Source organism: Corynebacterium sp. MSK041, assembly GCF_030232265.1.
GTDB lineage: Bacteria > Actinomycetota > Actinomycetes > Mycobacteriales > Mycobacteriaceae > Corynebacterium.
This window is the reverse complement of the sequence record NZ_JASPJK010000001.1, coordinates 71,834-87,461: the sequence shown is the minus strand read 5'-3', so window position 1 is coordinate 87,461 and position 15,628 is coordinate 71,834. Positions and strand designations below refer to the sequence as shown.

The 15,628-nt window shown below is 60.2% G+C and carries 16 protein-coding genes and 2 tRNA genes; 9 read left to right on the top strand and 9 right to left on the bottom strand.

Features of this window, described 5'->3' with window-relative positions; genetic code table 11:
- Nucleotides 1–52 precede the first annotated feature (52 nt).
- Nucleotides 53–126, bottom strand: a tRNA-Ile gene (locus QP968_RS00445).
- A gap of 196 nt (nucleotides 127–322) precedes the next feature.
- On the opposite strand from QP968_RS00445, the gene QP968_RS00440 reads away from it, so the two are divergent.
- A tRNA-Asn gene (locus QP968_RS00440) sits at nucleotides 323–395 on the top strand.
- Nucleotides 396–483: 88 nt separating this feature from the next.
- Nucleotides 484–753: a hypothetical protein gene (locus QP968_RS00435; RefSeq protein ID WP_284854364.1), complete on the top strand. Its 270-nt coding sequence runs from the start codon at nucleotides 484–486 to the stop codon at nucleotides 751–753.
- Here the strand turns inward: QP968_RS00435 and QP968_RS00430 are convergent.
- The 5 genes from QP968_RS00430 to QP968_RS00410 form a co-directional block, all read right to left on the bottom strand.
- The gene (locus QP968_RS00430) at nucleotides 750–1,715 is read right to left on the bottom strand and encodes a Ppx/GppA phosphatase family protein (protein ID WP_284854363.1); all 966 of its coding nucleotides are present in this window, start codon (nucleotides 1,713–1,715) and stop codon (nucleotides 750–752) included. The two genes, QP968_RS00435 and QP968_RS00430, sit on opposite strands and share 4 nt — an antisense overlap.
- Nucleotides 1,715–2,284, bottom strand: coding sequence for a DUF501 domain-containing protein (locus tag QP968_RS00425; protein ID WP_284854362.1), 570 nt, complete (start codon nucleotides 2,282–2,284; stop codon nucleotides 1,715–1,717). Before QP968_RS00425 ends, QP968_RS00430 begins: the two co-directional genes overlap by 1 nt.
- A gap of 5 nt (nucleotides 2,285–2,289) precedes the next feature.
- Nucleotides 2,290–2,904 carry an FtsB family cell division protein gene (locus QP968_RS00420; protein WP_284854361.1) on the bottom strand — a complete coding sequence of 205 codons (615 nt, stop codon included), beginning with the start codon at nucleotides 2,902–2,904 and terminating at the stop codon, nucleotides 2,290–2,292.
- A 153-nt stretch (nucleotides 2,905–3,057) separates the two neighbouring features.
- Nucleotides 3,058–4,332, bottom strand: a complete 1,275-nt coding sequence (gene eno / locus QP968_RS00415; protein ID WP_284854360.1) for a phosphopyruvate hydratase — start codon at nucleotides 4,330–4,332, stop codon at nucleotides 3,058–3,060.
- Nucleotides 4,333–4,425: 93 nt separating this feature from the next.
- On the bottom strand, nucleotides 4,426–5,169 hold the full coding sequence (locus QP968_RS00410; protein ID WP_284854823.1) for a lytic transglycosylase domain-containing protein: 744 nt from the start codon (nucleotides 5,167–5,169) through the stop codon (nucleotides 4,426–4,428).
- Nucleotides 5,170–5,436: 267 nt separating this feature from the next.
- Between QP968_RS00410 and QP968_RS00405 the strand changes: the two genes are divergently transcribed.
- Entirely contained in the window at nucleotides 5,437–5,877 is a 441-nt protein-coding gene (locus QP968_RS00405) for a hypothetical protein (protein WP_284854359.1), read from the top strand.
- Nucleotides 5,878–5,895: 18 nt separating this feature from the next.
- Here the strand turns inward: QP968_RS00405 and QP968_RS00400 are convergent, their stop codons facing one another.
- Both QP968_RS00400 and dnaG read right to left on the bottom strand, forming a co-directional pair.
- Nucleotides 5,896–6,510 carry a MazG nucleotide pyrophosphohydrolase domain-containing protein gene (locus QP968_RS00400; protein ID WP_284854358.1) on the bottom strand — a complete coding sequence of 205 codons (615 nt, stop codon included), beginning with the start codon at nucleotides 6,508–6,510 and terminating at the stop codon, nucleotides 5,896–5,898.
- Nucleotides 6,511–6,540: 30 nt separating this feature from the next.
- Nucleotides 6,541–8,442 carry a DNA primase gene (gene dnaG, locus QP968_RS00395; RefSeq protein WP_284854357.1) on the bottom strand — a complete coding sequence of 634 codons (1,902 nt, stop codon included), beginning with the start codon at nucleotides 8,440–8,442 and terminating at the stop codon, nucleotides 6,541–6,543.
- 44 nt (nucleotides 8,443–8,486) lie between these two features.
- Here dnaG and QP968_RS00390 point away from each other — a divergent pair, with 44 nt between their 5' ends.
- The 5 genes from QP968_RS00390 to QP968_RS00370 all read left to right on the top strand — a co-directional run bounded on the left by QP968_RS00390 (nucleotide 8,487) and on the right by QP968_RS00370 (nucleotide 12,199).
- Entirely contained in the window at nucleotides 8,487–8,930 is a 444-nt protein-coding gene (locus QP968_RS00390; protein WP_284854356.1) for a guanyl-specific ribonuclease, read from the top strand.
- 127 nt (nucleotides 8,931–9,057) lie between these two features.
- Nucleotides 9,058–10,023 carry a hypothetical protein gene (locus tag QP968_RS00385; RefSeq protein ID WP_284854355.1) on the top strand — a complete coding sequence of 322 codons (966 nt, stop codon included), beginning with the start codon at nucleotides 9,058–9,060 and terminating at the stop codon, nucleotides 10,021–10,023.
- Between the two features lie 98 nt (nucleotides 10,024–10,121).
- Entirely contained in the window at nucleotides 10,122–10,289 is a 168-nt protein-coding gene (locus tag QP968_RS00380) for a DUF8730 family Cys-rich protein (protein ID WP_284854354.1), read from the top strand.
- 36 nt (nucleotides 10,290–10,325) lie between these two features.
- Nucleotides 10,326–11,942 carry an FAD-dependent oxidoreductase gene (locus QP968_RS00375; RefSeq protein ID WP_284854353.1) on the top strand — a complete coding sequence of 539 codons (1,617 nt, stop codon included), beginning with the start codon at nucleotides 10,326–10,328 and terminating at the stop codon, nucleotides 11,940–11,942.
- Nucleotides 11,939–12,199, top strand: a complete 261-nt coding sequence (locus tag QP968_RS00370) for a metal-sensitive transcriptional regulator (protein WP_284854352.1) — start codon at nucleotides 11,939–11,941, stop codon at nucleotides 12,197–12,199. Before QP968_RS00375 ends, QP968_RS00370 begins: the two co-directional genes overlap by 4 nt.
- A 38-nt stretch (nucleotides 12,200–12,237) precedes the next feature.
- On the opposite strand, the gene QP968_RS00365 is transcribed toward QP968_RS00370, so the two are convergent.
- Entirely contained in the window at nucleotides 12,238–13,503 is a 1,266-nt protein-coding gene (locus QP968_RS00365; protein ID WP_284854351.1) for a deoxyguanosinetriphosphate triphosphohydrolase, read from the bottom strand.
- A gap of 114 nt (nucleotides 13,504–13,617) precedes the next feature.
- Between QP968_RS00365 and QP968_RS00360 the strand changes: the two genes are divergently transcribed.
- A complete protein-coding gene (locus QP968_RS00360) occupies nucleotides 13,618–15,624 on the top strand; it encodes a TPM domain-containing protein (RefSeq protein WP_284854349.1) in 2,007 nt (668 codons plus the stop codon).
- The last annotated feature ends 4 nt before the right edge of the window (nucleotides 15,625–15,628 follow it).

Genomic DNA, 15,628 nt, shown 5'->3' with positions numbered 1-15,628 from the left:
AGCAGCAAGTGATCAGCACGTCAGGGAATGCGTGCGTGCGAATACAAGTTTGTGGGGCCAGCGGGGCTCGAACCCGCGACCAACGGATTATGAGTCCGCGGCTCTAACCGACTGAGCTATAGCCCCTTCGCTGCCAGACGGAGAGTAGCTCCCCGCCAGACGTTGCGAAGAATGAGTATAACCGTGGCTCTTTCATCCCCCAATGATGGCCCGAATATTGTTCACACGCTGGCGATTTGTCACCTTGCGAAGAAAGACGCTAGAGTATCACTTCGTTGCACAGCACAAGGTCGACATCCAAAGCTGTGAAGCGAAAAGTTAATCCCGCATAGCTCAGTTGGCAGAGCATTCGACTGTTAATCGAAGGGTCACTGGTTCGAGCCCAGTTGCGGGAGCACAGTCACCCAGCGCCTCACCGCGCTGGGTTTTGTCTTTCCTCCCCCGCCACTGGCATGACGTTGGAGAACCGGTAGGCTCGTGGCCATGATCCAGTTTGTCGTCGGAGCAGCAGCCGGATATGTCTTTGGAACGAAGGCGGGGCGTAAGCGCTACCACCAGATCGTGAACACCACGCAGAAGGTGGTCAATTCCCCTGTGACACAGCAGGCACTTCGTTCGACGCGTAAGGCTATTGCGAACTCACTCGACCCGGATCCGCGTATGCGTGAGGTGAAGGATCTGCGCAAGGGCAAGGGCCGAGGCAAGACTATCGACAATAATGAGCCGCAGATCTACGAACCGGACGAGGATTAGTCCCTCAGCTTCATCAGTCCGGCCACAATGCCGTCGAGGATGTCTTTCTCGCTGATGATGAAGGACTGAATCCGGCCACCAGAAAGTTCTTCAAAAGCGGCCATGAGCTGCTCAACAATGACTGCGCCAGCACCAATGACGTCGGCGCGACCCGGGTGCATGACCGGGTTCTCTTTGCGCTGCGCGGCGGTGTGGGCCACCAGCGTCGCGGTGGTGTCCCGCATGCGACCAAAGCTGATCTCAGACATGTGGATCGCCTCAGGGTCGTACGCATCCAAGCCCTGAGCCAACGCGGACAGCGTGGTGAAGGTTCCCGCACACCCGACCAAAGTGGCTGCCTCACCCAGTGGGACGTGGGAGGCTGCTTGGGTCATTTTTTCGTCGATAAGCAGGCGAGCGTTGTGCATCTCTTCGGATGTGGCGGGATCGCTGACCATGATGCGCTCCGTCACGCGGACGCAACCCATCTGCGTAGAGAATGCGCCAGAAATTTCACGCGCATTCTTGCCGACGATAAATTCCGTCGACCCACCACCCAGATCAATCACGCAAAAGGGGCCACGAGCTGGATCAATATCCACCGTCGCACCAGCGAAGGACAAAGCTGCTTCCTCTTCCCCGCTGATCACTTCCGCGACAGCGCCCGGCTGGATGCGGCCGAGGAGTTCCGCGGTCATGGAGAAAAATTCGTCCCGGTTGCTGGCGTCACGTGTGGCGGATGTTGCCACCATCCGCACGGCGCTCACACCTTCGGCGGCCATCCGCTCCACGTAACCAGCGAGTGCTTCACGTGTCCTCGCGATGGCGTCAGGATGCAAGCGCCCCGTGGCGTCCACACCCTGGCCCAGGCGGACGATGGTGTTCTCACGCGTGATTTCACGCAACGTGCCATCCGCGGAAACCTCGCAGATGAGCAGGCGGATCGAGTTCGTGCCACAGTCAACGCCAGCAACGACGGACATTATTTCTCCCCCTGGTATGCGGCGGCTTGCTCCAAGGCATCCTCAATACCCAGGTCTGTGAGAGTCGGCCAGTCCGCCGGAATCGCCGTGCCGCGCAAGTTGCCGCGATCTGCTGCCAGCGCCACGGCCTCCGTCCCCAGACGCAGACGCTCAGGTCCCTCAGCCAAGGCATACGCGATGAGAACATGCAGGCACTTCACGCGGTCAGGCATGCCGCCACCAGAGAAATCCGTGCCCAGATCATGGATCGCATTGCGCTTGTCTAAGTAGTGGCGATGCGCGGCCTCATAATCCGCCTTCAACTCCGCATCCGCGTTCAAGCGGGCTTCCATCCACTTCATCACCTGCGCCACCTCCAGCCGGGAGGCCTCTGCCGTCAAACGCGGATCAGTGAGGTAGTACAGCGTGGGAAAAGGCGTGCCATCCTCAAGCTTTGGCTCCGTCATCACCACAGCAGGCTGCCCGTCAGGCGTGCGGTAGGAAATCTCAATCACACCACGTGGCCTACGCCCTAATTGCTTCTCGACGACCCCCAGGTCCCTTTCCAAATCACACCCACGTGCATCCATGCCCGCTATTGTTCCACAGGCTCCGGTGCGTGCTCCTCTACTGGCGGGTCAACGGGTGCGTCGGCTGGTGGTTCTTGTGGTGCTTGTTCTTGATGTGCTTCCGGCGCTTCTGGCACTTCGCGCAGGGAGTCCCACAAGATGGTGGTCCAGGGAGTGTCCGGATCAATGTCGTCCATGCGCCCGGTGGTGAGGTGATCTACATCCATGCGGGGATCAATGATGCGCCAAGCGGTTTCACCGGGTTCCATCATCCCCAGGCGACGGCGTGCCTCTTGCTTCGCGTACTCCGGATCGTTGTAGCGGTCCAGCTGCTCCTGCAGGTCAGCCTTGTGTTCTTTCTTGTTCTCAATGGAGGCCTCGAGCCGCGCGATCTCAGTACGTCCGGAGTAGTAGTTGCGCAAAGGAACCGCAATTGCGATGAGCACGATCAGAACAACGGTAATCAGGACGGCCACACCCAAAATATCGCCCTTGAGCATCTCTACGCGTTTCCGCTTCGGTGCTGCGGTAGCCCGTCGGGCAGCAGCATCACGGCTGGCCACGGGGACGGTGGTGGGCACCTTGATGCGTGGCTTGCTGCTGCGCGGGCGACGCGTGCCTGGTGTGCGTGATGTGGCCATAGTGACTGAGTACTTTACCCGCCGTCAGGGGCTCCACCCCGGCACGACGTGCGCATAGATGAGAAGAGTGAAGGATCTAGCACCCCGCATTTCCGCGACCTGGCACTTTAGGTGTGCCAAAGTCAGCCGGGATGCCACATCCTTCACTCGTGCCTAGTTAAAACGCGGGAACGCGTCGCGGCCGGCGTACACAGCAGCCGGGCCGAGCTCCTCCTCGATGCGGATAAGGCGGTTGTACTTAGCCACACGCTCAGAACGTGCCGGCGCACCAGTCTTGATCTGGCCACAGGACAGGGCCACTGCCAGATCCGCAATGGTGGTGTCCTCAGTCTCACCGGAACGGTGGGACATCATGGTGCGGTAACCATTGCGGTGTGCCAGCTCAACAGCATCAAAGGTCTCGGTGAGGGTACCAATCTGGTTCACCTTCACCAGCAGAGCGTTCGCTGCGTTCTGCTCGATACCGCGGGCGAGGCGCTCCGGGTTGGTGACAAAGAAGTCATCACCAACAATCTGCACCTTGTCACCGATCTCAGCGGTGAGCTTGACGTAGCCCTCCCAATCGTTCTCATCCAACGGATCCTCGATAGACACGATCGGGTAGTTTTCCACCAGGTCGGCGTAGACCTTAGCCATCTCCTCTGCCGTGTGCTGACCGCCTTCGAAGTTGTAGGTGCCGTTTTCGAAGAACTCGGAGGAAGCAACGTCGAGCGCCAGAGCGATCTCTTCGCCCAGCTTGTAGCCGGCCTTCTCAATAGCCTCAACAATGAGGTCCAGCGCTTCCTTGGTGGAGCCGACCGACGGGGCAAAGCCACCCTCATCGCCCAGACCGGTGGACAGACCCTTGGACTTAATCACGGACTTCAGCGCGTGGTAGACCTCAGCACCCTGACGGAGTGCCTCGGTGAAGGTTTCCGCACCAATCGGGGCGATCATGAACTCCTGAACATCCACACCGGAGTCAGCGTGAGCACCACCGTTAAGAATGTTCATCATAGGCACTGGGAGGATGTGGGCATTCGGGCCACCGATGTAGCGGTACAGCGGGAGACCAGCGGAATCCGCAGCCGCCTTCGCCGCAGCCATGGACACACCCAAGATGGCGTTAGCGCCCAGGTTGCTCTTGTTGTCCGTGCCGTCAACCTCAATCATGGTCAGGTCTAGCACACGCTGATCATCGGCTTCGATCCCAGCGATAGCGTCCGCAATAGTCTCATTAACGTTGGTGACAGCCTTCTGCACACCCTTGCCGCCGTAGCGGTCATCGCCGTCGCGCAGCTCGTGCGCCTCATGCTCGCCAGTGGAGGCACCGGACGGAACCGCAGCGATACCGTGGGAACCGTCTTCGAGGAAGACCTCGACCTCAACCGTGGGGTTACCGCGAGAGTCCATGATCTCGCGGGCGAACGTCAGCATGATGTCAGCCACTTGGAATGTCTCCTTTTACATCAGTGGTGGATTGGCCACCCCTAATTGTACGGAGGATTAGGCAGCTACGTAACGCTAATGCCTATCTGTTAGCTATCTATGTGCTGCTTGCCCCAACGCATAGTTCGCGGCGGCATCTCGGACGCGGGCAAGATAGTCATAAGAATGGTTGTAACCCAAGATCGCTGATTGCCAATCTTCCGCTGCACTCAGGTCCCTTCCGCCACTACACAGGAGGTTTGCCGCCCCTAAGGCAGCATCATCAATCTGCTGCGGGTCGGCGTAACCATCGCCGTTGGCATCACGCCCAAAGCGGTTCCAGGATTCAGGGATGAACTGCATCGGGCCAACGGCACGATCAAATTCCGTGTCATTGTCATAGTGCCCGTTGTCCGTGTCCAAGATTCGGGCAAACCCTTGGGTGCCGTCAAGGGCAGGACCGACGATTGGCGGGACGACGACGCCGGTGTTGTCGAGCTCGGCTCCGTCGAAAAGCTTTCCTGAATATGTGCCATGGCGAGTTTCCACCCACCCAATTCCGGCAAGCGTGTTCCAGCGCAGATTGCAATTCGGCCAAGCTTCAGCCGCGATGAGTTCGGCGTTGCCGTAGGCGCGCACCGCCTGCGGATCGATCTTGGTGGCCTCCGCGATAGGTTGCGCCCACTCCGTGAGCAAATCAGCAGTGCGACCGGGGCCATGAATATCCACGGCCGGTGGTGAAGTCGCTGCTGCCGGCGGCACATCCGTCGGCACTGGCTGGCGCCGGGATCCCGGGGCATCAATATCGAGCAAGCTGATCACCCAGAAGGTCAGTGCGATGACCAAGACCATCACCATGAGCACAGCAAGCACCGCGCCACAACCGCAACCGCGCACAGGATTACCTGCGCGCCTTCTGCGGCGGCGTCGTGGCTGAAATCTGGGTGCTGTCACGGTGGCTCACTCTACAGTCCCGGCGCGACATTCTGACCAACCTGCATCAGCTCGGGATCGATAGGGGGTCCCCATTCCAAAATTAAGTAACAAATTTCACTTGCGTCACTGTAGTATCAATGTTCGTCTGTAAAACAACTCATTTGTCTGCCCGAAAGGACCCCCTTCCCCATGCGCATCCGTACCGCCGCCATCACCGCTGTTCTCGCCGCTACCGTCGCCGGTGGCGCCCTGACTGCCACCAAGGCCGACGCTCAGAACAACGCCTTTGAGCTGCTCAAGGTTTTCAACGGCAGCATCGCCACCCTCGATTGTGGCGCCGTCGGCTCTGTCCTCCGCGCGACCGATATGGCCAAGGGCGACACCACCCGCAGCCAGCTGGTCAACAACCTGAACACGGCCTTCGGCGCTGACGCCACCACCAAGCTCCTCACCACCCCTACGATCAACGCCGTCGCCGACCGCGCACTCGCATGCGGTGTAGTCAAGGCAGACCCGGCCACCCCGCAAAGTCAGGCCATCGAATTCGCCTCCAAGCTCTCCGCAGACGCAGGTATGCCAGAACTTCGCGACGTCCTCCCGGCCATCCTCCCCGCCGGCAGCAGCCTCTAGCCCAACGGTTTCAGCTGCCTATTCCGCGGACTTCTCTTTGCGCTTGCCTTCTTCCCACAGGCGGTCTTGCTTATCGACGGAAACCGTCCCCACAGAACCGTCGAAAAGATAAGGCGCACGAACTTTCATCTTGTTCACGAAGGCTTCCGCCACATCCGCGAACGTAAACGCACCGCGCTCCGCAGCGAGCTCCGCATGGAACAAGACCTGAAGAAGGAGATCGGACAGTTCCTTCTTCAGATCTTCCTCACTGTGGTTGTCCCTCACTGCCTCAATGAGTTCTTGCGTTTCCTGCTCGAGGTACTCAAGCAAGCTCGTGTGTGTTTGGGCCTGCTCCCACTCCCCACGAGCGCGAGCAACGTGCATAACGCGTTGAGCCTCCTGGACCGGATCCACAAGCGACGAGGCCTCGATGAGCCTCTCCCCCGCCTTAATGCGCTCCTGCACCGCCGGATCAGAGACATCAGTGGTGATCAGGGTTCCCTCAACCGAGTCGGTGACCGCAATGTCCCCCAAGTTCCACCGAACCGAATCTGGCACCTCATCCGTGTATGCAATTGGACCTTCAAGGCCAGTAGCAACAGCCAAAGGAATCAGATCAGGCCAACGAGGATCAAGGACGAGGATGGTCATGGACTAAATCTTAGAACCATCCCTGCTTCTTTATCCCCGGAAGGCCCGCTCATTCAGCTCTCGCCGCGCCTGCTCAAGCGCGATGAGATCGGAGAACAGCGCGTTATACGCCATCTCATCATCACTCGGGCGCATGCGCTGCAACTGGGATTTCAGTTGAGCAATCTGATTGCCCACCCGCACCTCCTGCAGGCGGGACAGCACCGAGTCCGCATACGCCACAGGATCCTCCGCACGGATATCCTCCACCGCTAGCTCCGAAACGAAGTTGCGCCCAGCGTCGTTCAGCATCTCCTCGGAGACACGCGTAATCCACTGCCTACCCGACGCTTCGGTGGCCACATTGGAAGTGCCGCCGGCTTTGCCCATCGCGTCGCGCACCGCACGATACGCCGGGTGGGTGAACGCGTCCGGATTAATCCCGTCGAAGTAGCTCCCCACAGCACCCGGATACTGCAACGCCACCTTGAGTGCTTCGCGCTGCGCCCACAACCGTGGATCTTCCGGATTAGGTAGAACGAATGCTTCCTGCCCCGGCGCGGGCTGCTGCTGTTGCGGGGCAGCCGGCTCCCACGACCGACGCTTCGGCGCCTTCGGGTTCTTCGCCTCCGCGCGCACCTGGCGGATCACTTCATTCGGGTCCGGCCACCCAACCCAGCCAGCGAGCTGGCGAGCGTATTCAGTCTGCAACGGGGTGTCGCGAATCTGCGCCACCACCGGCACCGTGCGACGCAACGCCTGCAAACGGCCCTCAGCCGTGTCGAGGGAATAATCCTTCAACAAAGACTCGATGACAAACTCAAACATGGGAATGCGGCTTGCCACCAAATCCCGCACCGCGGAATCACCCTTAGCCATCCGCAGATCGCACGGATCCATCCCCTCCGGCGCGACAGCCACGAAGGATTGTCCCGTGAACTGCTGGTCTCCCTCAAAAGCACGCATCGCCGCCTTTTGGCCAGCCTCATCACCGTCGAAGGTGTAGATCAGCTCACCCCGGAAGTAATTGTCATCCAACATGAGACGGCGAATTATGCTCATGTGGTCCTTGCCAAAAGCGGTGCCACAAGCAGCCACAGCGGTTTTAATACCGGCGGCATGCATGGCCATAACGTCGGTATAGCCTTCGACCACAACGCACTGGTGCCCCTGCGCAATGTGCTTCTTGGCCAAATCCAGACCGAACAACACTTTGGACTTGTGGTACAGCATTGTGTCCTGGGTGTTCATGTACTTGCCCATTTGGTCATCGTCGAAAAGCTTGCGAGCGCCAAAACCAATAACGTTGCCAGCAACATCCTTGATCGGCCACAACAAACGACGCCGGAACTTATCAATCGGCCCCCGCCTCCCCATCGTGGACAGCCCCGCTTCTTGCAGCTCCTGCGCACCAAAACCTTTACGCAGCAGGTGCTTGGTCAATGTGTCCCATCCGTCCGGTGCGTAGCCACACTCAAAGTGGTGGATAGTCTCACGGTCAAAACCGCGATCAAGCAAGAACCGACGCCCCACTTCAGCTTCCGGTTTTTCCAGCTGCTCACGGTAGAACTCATGCGCAGCCTTATTCGCAGCAAGCAAACGCGCACGAGTCCCAGGCTTCACATCGCGCGCACCAGTGGATCCGCCCTGGTAGTTGATGTGATAGCCGATCTCCTCAGCCACAGCCTCAACCGCTTCCGGGAAGCTGAGCTGCTCCATTTCCATCATGAAGGAAAAGACATCGCCGCCCTTCCCCGTCGAGAAGCAGTGGTAATACCCTCGTGCAGGACGCACATGGAATGACGGTGTTTTCTCATCCTTGAAAGGCGAGAGACCTTTCAAGGAATCGTGTCCCGCGGGTTTCAGTTGGACATACTCCCCCACAATGTCCGCGATGTTGGCACGCTCACGGATCGCCTCGATGTCACTATCCGGAATCCTGCCCCTAGCCATGGCGCTTATAGTACCGCGCTGGCCAAGGCTTTAATATGGTGGCCATGTCTCTTGGCTCCACGGGTCGCTCTGCATCGAACGACGGCGACAGTACCAACCGGCAAACGCCGGCATTCCCCCTGCTCCTCGCCATCACACTGATGACCATGCTGGCGATCGGCTACTCATTCCTCCACGACGAAGTCAGCGAATGCGGCCCCAGCCAAGTGCCTGAAGAAGCTTTTTCGCTTATCGACGACATCCACTCCAACTCCCCCCTCACATACCCCGCCACCGACGGCGGACACTTTGGCAATTACGAGAGCATCCTCCCAGAAGAGCACTCCAACTACTACCGCGAATACACCGTGCCCACACCAGGACGAACCGGTCGCGGCGAACGCCGCCTCGTCACCGGCGGCGGCACCCCACAAGACCCGGATGTGTACTACTACACCTGGGACCACTACGGAACCTTCTGCGAAATCCCCGAAGCCGACGTGGAATAAACCACTTGCCCCTCCCCGCTCCCCCTCACCTCCCTCCCATACTTCCTCCGCGGGAGCCTATGCTGAAACCTGAATTCATCGCCGTGAATTCAGGGGAGATCACGTAAATCAGGGGGACATCGGGGACATGAAAGATGCGCAAGAATGGTTAGAGTTCGCTGGTCAGGACGTTGAAGAGATCCAGACAGCGCGAGAGTTACGCCAACGCTTCATGCGGGAGCGAATTCAGGTTTCACCAGAGGATCCCGCACACCCTTCACCCCAGCTCCGCTACGTGGCACGAACGAGCGCTCTTCAGGCGGAGTGGTGGCTCAGTCTTTCTTCGAAGCAGAAAATCGTCGTGCGCGGAGCTGCTGCGGTGGGGGACACAAGGAAAGCTGTGCTCATCGGCATATGGGCTGCGGCGCAATGGGGAATGTGGTTTCTTCGGCCCGATGACGGGTTTGTGGTGATGGCGTTGCCGTCGGGGCATCAGCCGTCGAAAAGCAGGCTTCCCGAAAAGACCCGATTCAAGTCTGTGAAGCTCCGGGTGGATGAGATCGTGGAGCTTGATGGGGTGCGTGTCACGCATCCGCTGCGGACCTATCTTGATCTGTGCCGATTGGGGGATGCCACGAATGCGCGGCTTGCCGTGGGCTGGTTGCGCGAGCACGGGCTCAGCGCGGACACGATTTCTTCGTACGCCGAGAATTTTGATGGCCCGATTCATCCACATTGGAAGACCTTGGCGGTTCGTTTACCTCAGCACACGGAGGAGCTGGGGTCATTTTCATACTTGCTCGCGTACTCGCTGCTCGTTGAGGCTGGAGTGGATGTGCGGGTGCAGCATGAAATTGAGGGGATGGGGCGGGCGACGCTTCTCGTTGGCAATGACGTGATCATTGAAATTGACAAGGATCCTTTGTGGCTCGCGATGGAATCGGAGCCGAAACTGCAGTCAATGGCCGCGAGGCTTCGGAAGCGGGAACGATGGATGGCCTCCCGCGGATATCGCAAGCTCTACTTCACCACCGAGGAGATAGAGGCGAACCCTGACGCTTTCGTACATGAAGTGAAGGCCGCACGACATCTACGCCGCCGAAATCTTGCTTAGCGCTCCAAGCTCCCCATTGCGCTACATACCCCTAGGGGTATATTGTTTGAACATACCCGGAGGGGTATCCGAGTCCAATTGAACAACAAGGAGAAGCAATGTGCCGTCCCGTTCCCTGCAAATCTTGCGGTAAGACCACGTGGGCTGGTTGTGGAAACCACGTCGATGAGGTGAAGGCTGGCGTGGCGCCGGGCCAGTGGTGCACCTGCCCCCGCAATGCTTCCGCCCCGAAGAAGCAGGGCTTTCTCAGCCGACTCTTTGGCTAACCCATCCGCCGTTTCATCACAGGAGACTCGATAAACATGAACACCCCCACGACCGTGATCATCGGTGGCGTTGCCGGTGGCATGTCCACGGCGACTCGTCTACGCCGCAACGATGAGAACCGCTACATCATCGTGCTGGAAGCCTCCGAGTACGTGTCCTTTGCCAACTGTGGCCTGCCCTATTACGCCGGCGGCGTGATCAAGGAGCGGGACGCGCTTCTGTTACAAACGCCGGAGGCACTGAAGCAGCGCTTCAACATTGATGTCCGGGCGAAAACACGGGCGGTGGCCATTGATCGCGAGGCGAAGACAGTGACCACCGATGCTGGGGACGTCATTGAATATGACGAGCTGGTGCTCTCCCCCGGCGCGACTCCGTTCGTGCCGCCGATTGAAGGCATTGATCGGGCGTTAACGCTGCGCACTGTGGAAGATGTGGACCGCATCGTTGAGGTGATCGCGGGCAAGAAGTCCGCCGCGATCATCGGCGGTGGTTTCATTGGCCTTGAACTGGCGGAAAACCTCCGCCACCGCGGTATGAACACCACCGTGGTGGAGGCCGGCCCACAGATCTTGGGTCCACTGGATCTCGAGATGGCGCAGCTTGTGCGCGAACGCATGGAAGCGAACGGTGTGGAAGTCCGCACGAATGCGCAGGCGCAGAAGGTGACGGAGGCGGGCGTCGTTCTGTCTTCGGGTGAAGAGATCGCGGCCGAGGTTGTCGTCGCCGCTGTGGGTGTTCGTCCGGCGAGTGAGCTGGCCCGAGACGCCGGGCTGGAGGTGGCGGAAAACGGCGGCATCCTGGTGGATAACCAGCTGCGTACTTCTGATCCGCACATCTTCGCACTCGGTGATGCCGCTACGAAGGAAGACTTCCACACCGGGGATGCAACATTGGTCCCGCTCGCGCAGACCGCGAACCGTCACGGGCGCATCGTTGCGGATGTCATCACGGGCCGGGATTCCGCTTCGGTGCCGGTGTTGGGTACCGCGATCGTGGGTGTCTTTGGGTTGGCGGCTGCGTCGACAGGTTGGAACGAACGTCGCGCACGCGCCGCCGGCAAGCAGGTGCGCGTCATCCACCTGCACCCGCTGAATCACGCCGGGTACTACCCGGGTGCGTCGCAGTTGCATATGAAGCTCGTGGTGGATGCAAAGACCGATGCGATTCTCGGCGCCCAGGCCGTGGGCGAGGAAGGCGCAGATAAGCGCATCGACGTCATTGCCACCGCCATGCGCGCCGGCTTGACCGCAACGGATCTTGCTGATCTGGAGCTGGCCTACGCACCGCAATTCGGCTCAGCCAAGGATCCGGTGAACTTCGCGGGCTTCATTAATGACAACCTGCGCCGCGGGGAACACAGCGTGCAGTGGCACGAGCTGGATGAGCGGATGGCGGCGGGCACACTGTTAGTTGATGTGCGCTCCCCTGGCGAATTCGCTTCCGGCGGCATTCCGGGTTCGGTGAACATCCCACTCGATGAGTTGCGTGAGCGCCACACGGAAATCGCTGGCCATGAGGATGTCATTGTTCACTGCCAGGTTGGTTTGCGTGGGCACAATGCGGCCTGCTTGCTCACGAATCTGGGATACAGCGTGGCTAACCTAGATGGCGGTTACCTCACTTGGAAGCACGGAAAGGCAAGCGCATGAAGCTCGACCCCGCAGACATCAAACCGTCCATCACGCGGTTGAAGCGTGCGCGTGGGCAGATCGATGCGGTGATCCGCATGCTCGAGGCCGGCGAGGAATGCGAGGACGCGGTGACGCAGCTCGCTGCTGCATCGAAGGCGCTTGACCGTGCGGGGTATTCCCTCATCGCCACTGGCTTGAAGCAGTGTTACCGTGATGAGGGACCCGAGGCAGTGGACGCGGAGAAGCTGGAGAAGCTTTTCCTCTCCCTCTCCTAGGTCATGTCTCTCTTCTAGGGCATGTTCGTGAACAAGCCCTAGAAGTACCCCTCAAAGGAAGCGATCTTCTTCGCCGTGCGTTCCAGGCGTGACTCGGTCATGGAGGCGATTTGGTCGATGATCACGCGCTGACGCTCGGCATCAGTTTCAGCCTCGTTCCACCAGGCGGCAAACATGGTGTCCAGGGTGCCCGGCGCGCCGGCAGTCAAGTAGTAGTAGACGTGGCGGATCCGGTCACGCTGCCGGTCTTGGCGTGCGATGTGGGCTGGCATGTCCATGACGTAGAGGACGGCCACGGTTTTGAGGAGGCGGACCTCCGCATCAGCTTCCGGCGGGATGACAAGGTCGCCGTGCATGCGGCCGATGGGACCATCGTTGGCTTCCAACGTCGCAGCGACAACGGCACCAACATAGCGGCCAACCAGCTCGGACGTCATCTTCTTCAAGGTCACGTATCCGGTGAGGGAGAAGTCGAAGTCGGCGGCGGCTGAGACGATGGGGAGGGCACGGAGGCGGGCTGCGGCGTCGATAAGCTCATCGGTGGTGCCACCGAATGCGGCTGCCCCTTTCTCCGCGAGGGCGGCGAGTTCCACGAGATCCCACAGCACCTTCAGATCAACGCGGCCGGAAACGATGCCGTCCTCGACATCATGAACGCTGTACGCAATGTCATCGGAACAGTCCATGACCTGCGCTTCCATTGGCGGCTTGTCATCGGTGTGGCCTTCGCGCAGCCAGGCGAGAATCGTCGCATCCTCGTCGTAGGCCCCGTACTTGCGGTTGACTGTACCGTCCGCGTTCGTGCGGGTGCGCGGGTACTTACAGGCCGCGTCAAGGGCGGCGCGGGTGAGATTGAGGCCGAAGGATGATCCGCGTACAAGCACTTTCGGCTCAAGGCGGGTGAGAATGCGCAGTGTTTGCGCATTGCCTTCGAAGCCTCCGCACCCCGCGGCGAGCTCGTTGAGCGCAACCTCCCCGTTATGGCCATACGGCGGGTGACCGATGTCGTGCGTGAGTCCCGCCATCTCACATAGGTCGGGATTGAGGCCCAGACCAGCGCCGATGCTGCGTGAAATTTGGGCGACCTCCAGCGAATGCGTCAGACGGGTGCGTGGGGTATCGCCATCGCGGGGGCCGACGACCTGGGTTTTGTCGGCGAGGCGTCGTAAAGCAGCTGAGTGCAACACCCGCGCACGATCACGCGCGAACGCATCGCGGAGCTCATCAACGCCGGCGAGCTGCGACCCCTTCTCCCCCTCAGGCGCGCGGCGGGCGAAATCCGCCGAATCATACTGGTAAGTCATAGCACTATCGAGCCTAGACCGGATTTCGCACTAAACGCACGAAGGCATCGTGGCGAGTCCACGCACGCCGGTTTTCAGGTCTCGCCCTAGGCTCACGCTGGTAGTCTCGTGGCCATGACTTCGCGCTATATCCGTATTGCCCTCGCCACCCCAGTTCTGGCTGGCGGGATTGCTTTATCTGCTGCTCCCCTGGCCCTGGCGGTCATGGACTCCGTTCAGGCACAAGCACCAGCCGCGACGGTGCTGTCACCGAGCGATCTGCGCGACAAGGTCCTCGATGAAGCCGGAGTGCTGTCCAGCGACGAGGTCACTGCCATCGAGAACGCTATCCAGGAACTGCAGCAGAGCAAGGGCCGCAACGCCTATGTTGTGTACTCCGACAACTTCGGCCCAGAGGGTGCGGAAGGCTGGGCTGTGGAAGCGGTGGACGCCAAGGGCCCAAACACCGCAGTGATCGCTATCTCCCCTGAGCACCGTGATTTCTACGTCTACGGCGGCTCGGATTGGCCCACCGGCGACATTGACAAGATGTATGACAGCGCCTTCAACCAGCTCACTCAGGACAATTTCGGCCAGGCAGGTGTGGATGCCATCACCGCAGTGAACGGGGCCAGTGATGGTTCTGACCTTGGCCTTGTTGCCGGTGGTGTGGGTGCTGCCGCTGCTGCCGGTGGCGGTTTCTGGTTGTACGGCCGCAACAAGAACAAGAAGACCTCGAAGAAGCAGCTTGACGCTGCCCGCGAGCTCAACCCGGGCGATACTGATTCACTTGGTAGTCTGCCCACCCCGACGTTGGAGGAACTCGCACGGGATGCACTCGTGCACACGGATGAATCAATTCGTCTGGGCAAGGAAGAACTCACGGTGGCCTCTGCAGAATTCGGCGCCGACCGTGTGCGCCCGTTCACGGCCGCTATGAACCAGGCCACCTCTGCTTTGCAGCGTGCGTTTGGGATCCACCAACGGCTCTATGACGCGATCCCGGAAACCGAGCCGGAGAAGCGCGCCATGCTCATTGACATCATTTCTTCCTGCGGCACGGCAGACCAGGCTCTGAAGGATCGCTCTGAAGAATTCCAGGAGCTGCGTGGTGTGTTGATGAAAGCCGGCGATGAAATCAACACGATTTTCCAGCGCACCGTGGACCTGCGCGCACGCATCGAGCCTGCTCGCAGCACCTTGCAGGGCCTCCAGGAGCGGTATGCGGACACCCTGCTTGAGTCCATCGCTCACAACGTGGATATCGCTGTGGGCTCCATCAATGAGGCGGAGCGGCAGCTCGAGCAAGCCCGTGGCATCGCCGCTCAGCCAGCTGGTCAGCAGGGTGCGCTTATCGACGTCCTCCGGTCCGCCCAACACGCCGTCGAAGTCGCCGACACCAACCTGAGCTCCATCGAGCACGCTGATACCAACATCACCACTGCCCGCACGAACCTACCCGCGCTGATCCAGGAGATCCGCGATGAACTCCGTGAGATTGAACAGCTGAAGCAGCAGACGCAGCAAGGCGCCCGCATTGATGTTTCAGCCCTCGATGCGATTTCTACCCGTGCTCACGAGGAACTCAACGCGATGGGCAACCGCCCCGAGAACGATCCGCTGGCGCTGTACACCGAACTCACTGAGCTGGATGCGGATATTGATGAACAGATTGACCGTGCCCGCGGTGCCGCCACCAACCAGCAGCGCCAGCTGCAGCTCCTTGACCAGCAGCTGCGGGCCACGGCCGCGCAGATTCAAAGCGCCCAGGACCTCATCCAGTCCCGTGGTCGCATCATCGGCTCCCACGCCCGCACCCTCCTCGCGGAGGCGCAGCGCCAGGATGCGGAAGCACGCAATCGCCGCATCTCGGACACGAAGGGCGCCATCGAGTTCGCTCGTACTGCTGCGGACACCGCCCGGCGCGCTATCCGCGCTGCCGAGGATGATGTGAACCAGTACCGTCGCGAGCGTACTTCACAGACCTTCGAATCCATGGCGAATGCGATCCTGTGGGGCTCAATCCTCAGTGGTGGCGGCGGTGGCTTCGGCGGCGGAGGCGGAAGCAGTCGCGGTGGAGGCGGAGGCTTCGGCGGCGGCGGGGGCGGGGGCGGAGGCTACGGCCGCGGCGGAAGCTTCTAAAGCC

Excerpts from the sequence above, each read along its gene's own strand:
- QP968_RS00400 (WP_284854358.1), bottom strand. The coding sequence starts at position 6,510 with ATGACCATCCTCGTCCTTGATCCTCGTTGGCCTGATCTGATTCCTTTG.
- QP968_RS00410 (WP_284854823.1), bottom strand. The coding sequence starts at position 5,169 with ATGGTGATGGTCTTGGTCATCGCACTGACCTTCTGGGTGATCAGCTTG.
- QP968_RS00375 (WP_284854353.1), top strand. The coding sequence starts at position 10,326 with ATGAACACCCCCACGACCGTGATCATCGGTGGCGTTGCCGGTGGCATG.
- QP968_RS00425 (WP_284854362.1), bottom strand. The coding sequence starts at position 2,284 with ATGGATGCACGTGGGTGTGATTTGGAAAGGGACCTGGGGGTCGTCGAG.
- QP968_RS00430 (WP_284854363.1), bottom strand. The coding sequence starts at position 1,715 with ATGTCCGTCGTTGCTGGCGTTGACTGTGGCACGAACTCGATCCGCCTG.
- QP968_RS00405 (WP_284854359.1), top strand. The coding sequence starts at position 5,437 with ATGCGCATCCGTACCGCCGCCATCACCGCTGTTCTCGCCGCTACCGTC.
- QP968_RS00385 (WP_284854355.1), top strand. The coding sequence starts at position 9,058 with ATGAAAGATGCGCAAGAATGGTTAGAGTTCGCTGGTCAGGACGTTGAA.
- QP968_RS00365 (WP_284854351.1), bottom strand. The coding sequence starts at position 13,503 with ATGACTTACCAGTATGATTCGGCGGATTTCGCCCGCCGCGCGCCTGAG.
- dnaG (WP_284854357.1), bottom strand. The coding sequence starts at position 8,442 with ATGGCTAGGGGCAGGATTCCGGATAGTGACATCGAGGCGATCCGTGAG.
- QP968_RS00390 (WP_284854356.1), top strand. The coding sequence starts at position 8,487 with ATGTCTCTTGGCTCCACGGGTCGCTCTGCATCGAACGACGGCGACAGT.
- QP968_RS00380 (WP_284854354.1), top strand. The coding sequence starts at position 10,122 with ATGTGCCGTCCCGTTCCCTGCAAATCTTGCGGTAAGACCACGTGGGCT.
- QP968_RS00370 (WP_284854352.1), top strand. The coding sequence starts at position 11,939 with ATGAAGCTCGACCCCGCAGACATCAAACCGTCCATCACGCGGTTGAAG.
- QP968_RS00420 (WP_284854361.1), bottom strand. The coding sequence starts at position 2,904 with ATGGCCACATCACGCACACCAGGCACGCGTCGCCCGCGCAGCAGCAAG.
- QP968_RS00435 (WP_284854364.1), top strand. The coding sequence starts at position 484 with ATGATCCAGTTTGTCGTCGGAGCAGCAGCCGGATATGTCTTTGGAACG.
- QP968_RS00360 (WP_284854349.1), top strand. The coding sequence starts at position 13,618 with ATGACTTCGCGCTATATCCGTATTGCCCTCGCCACCCCAGTTCTGGCT.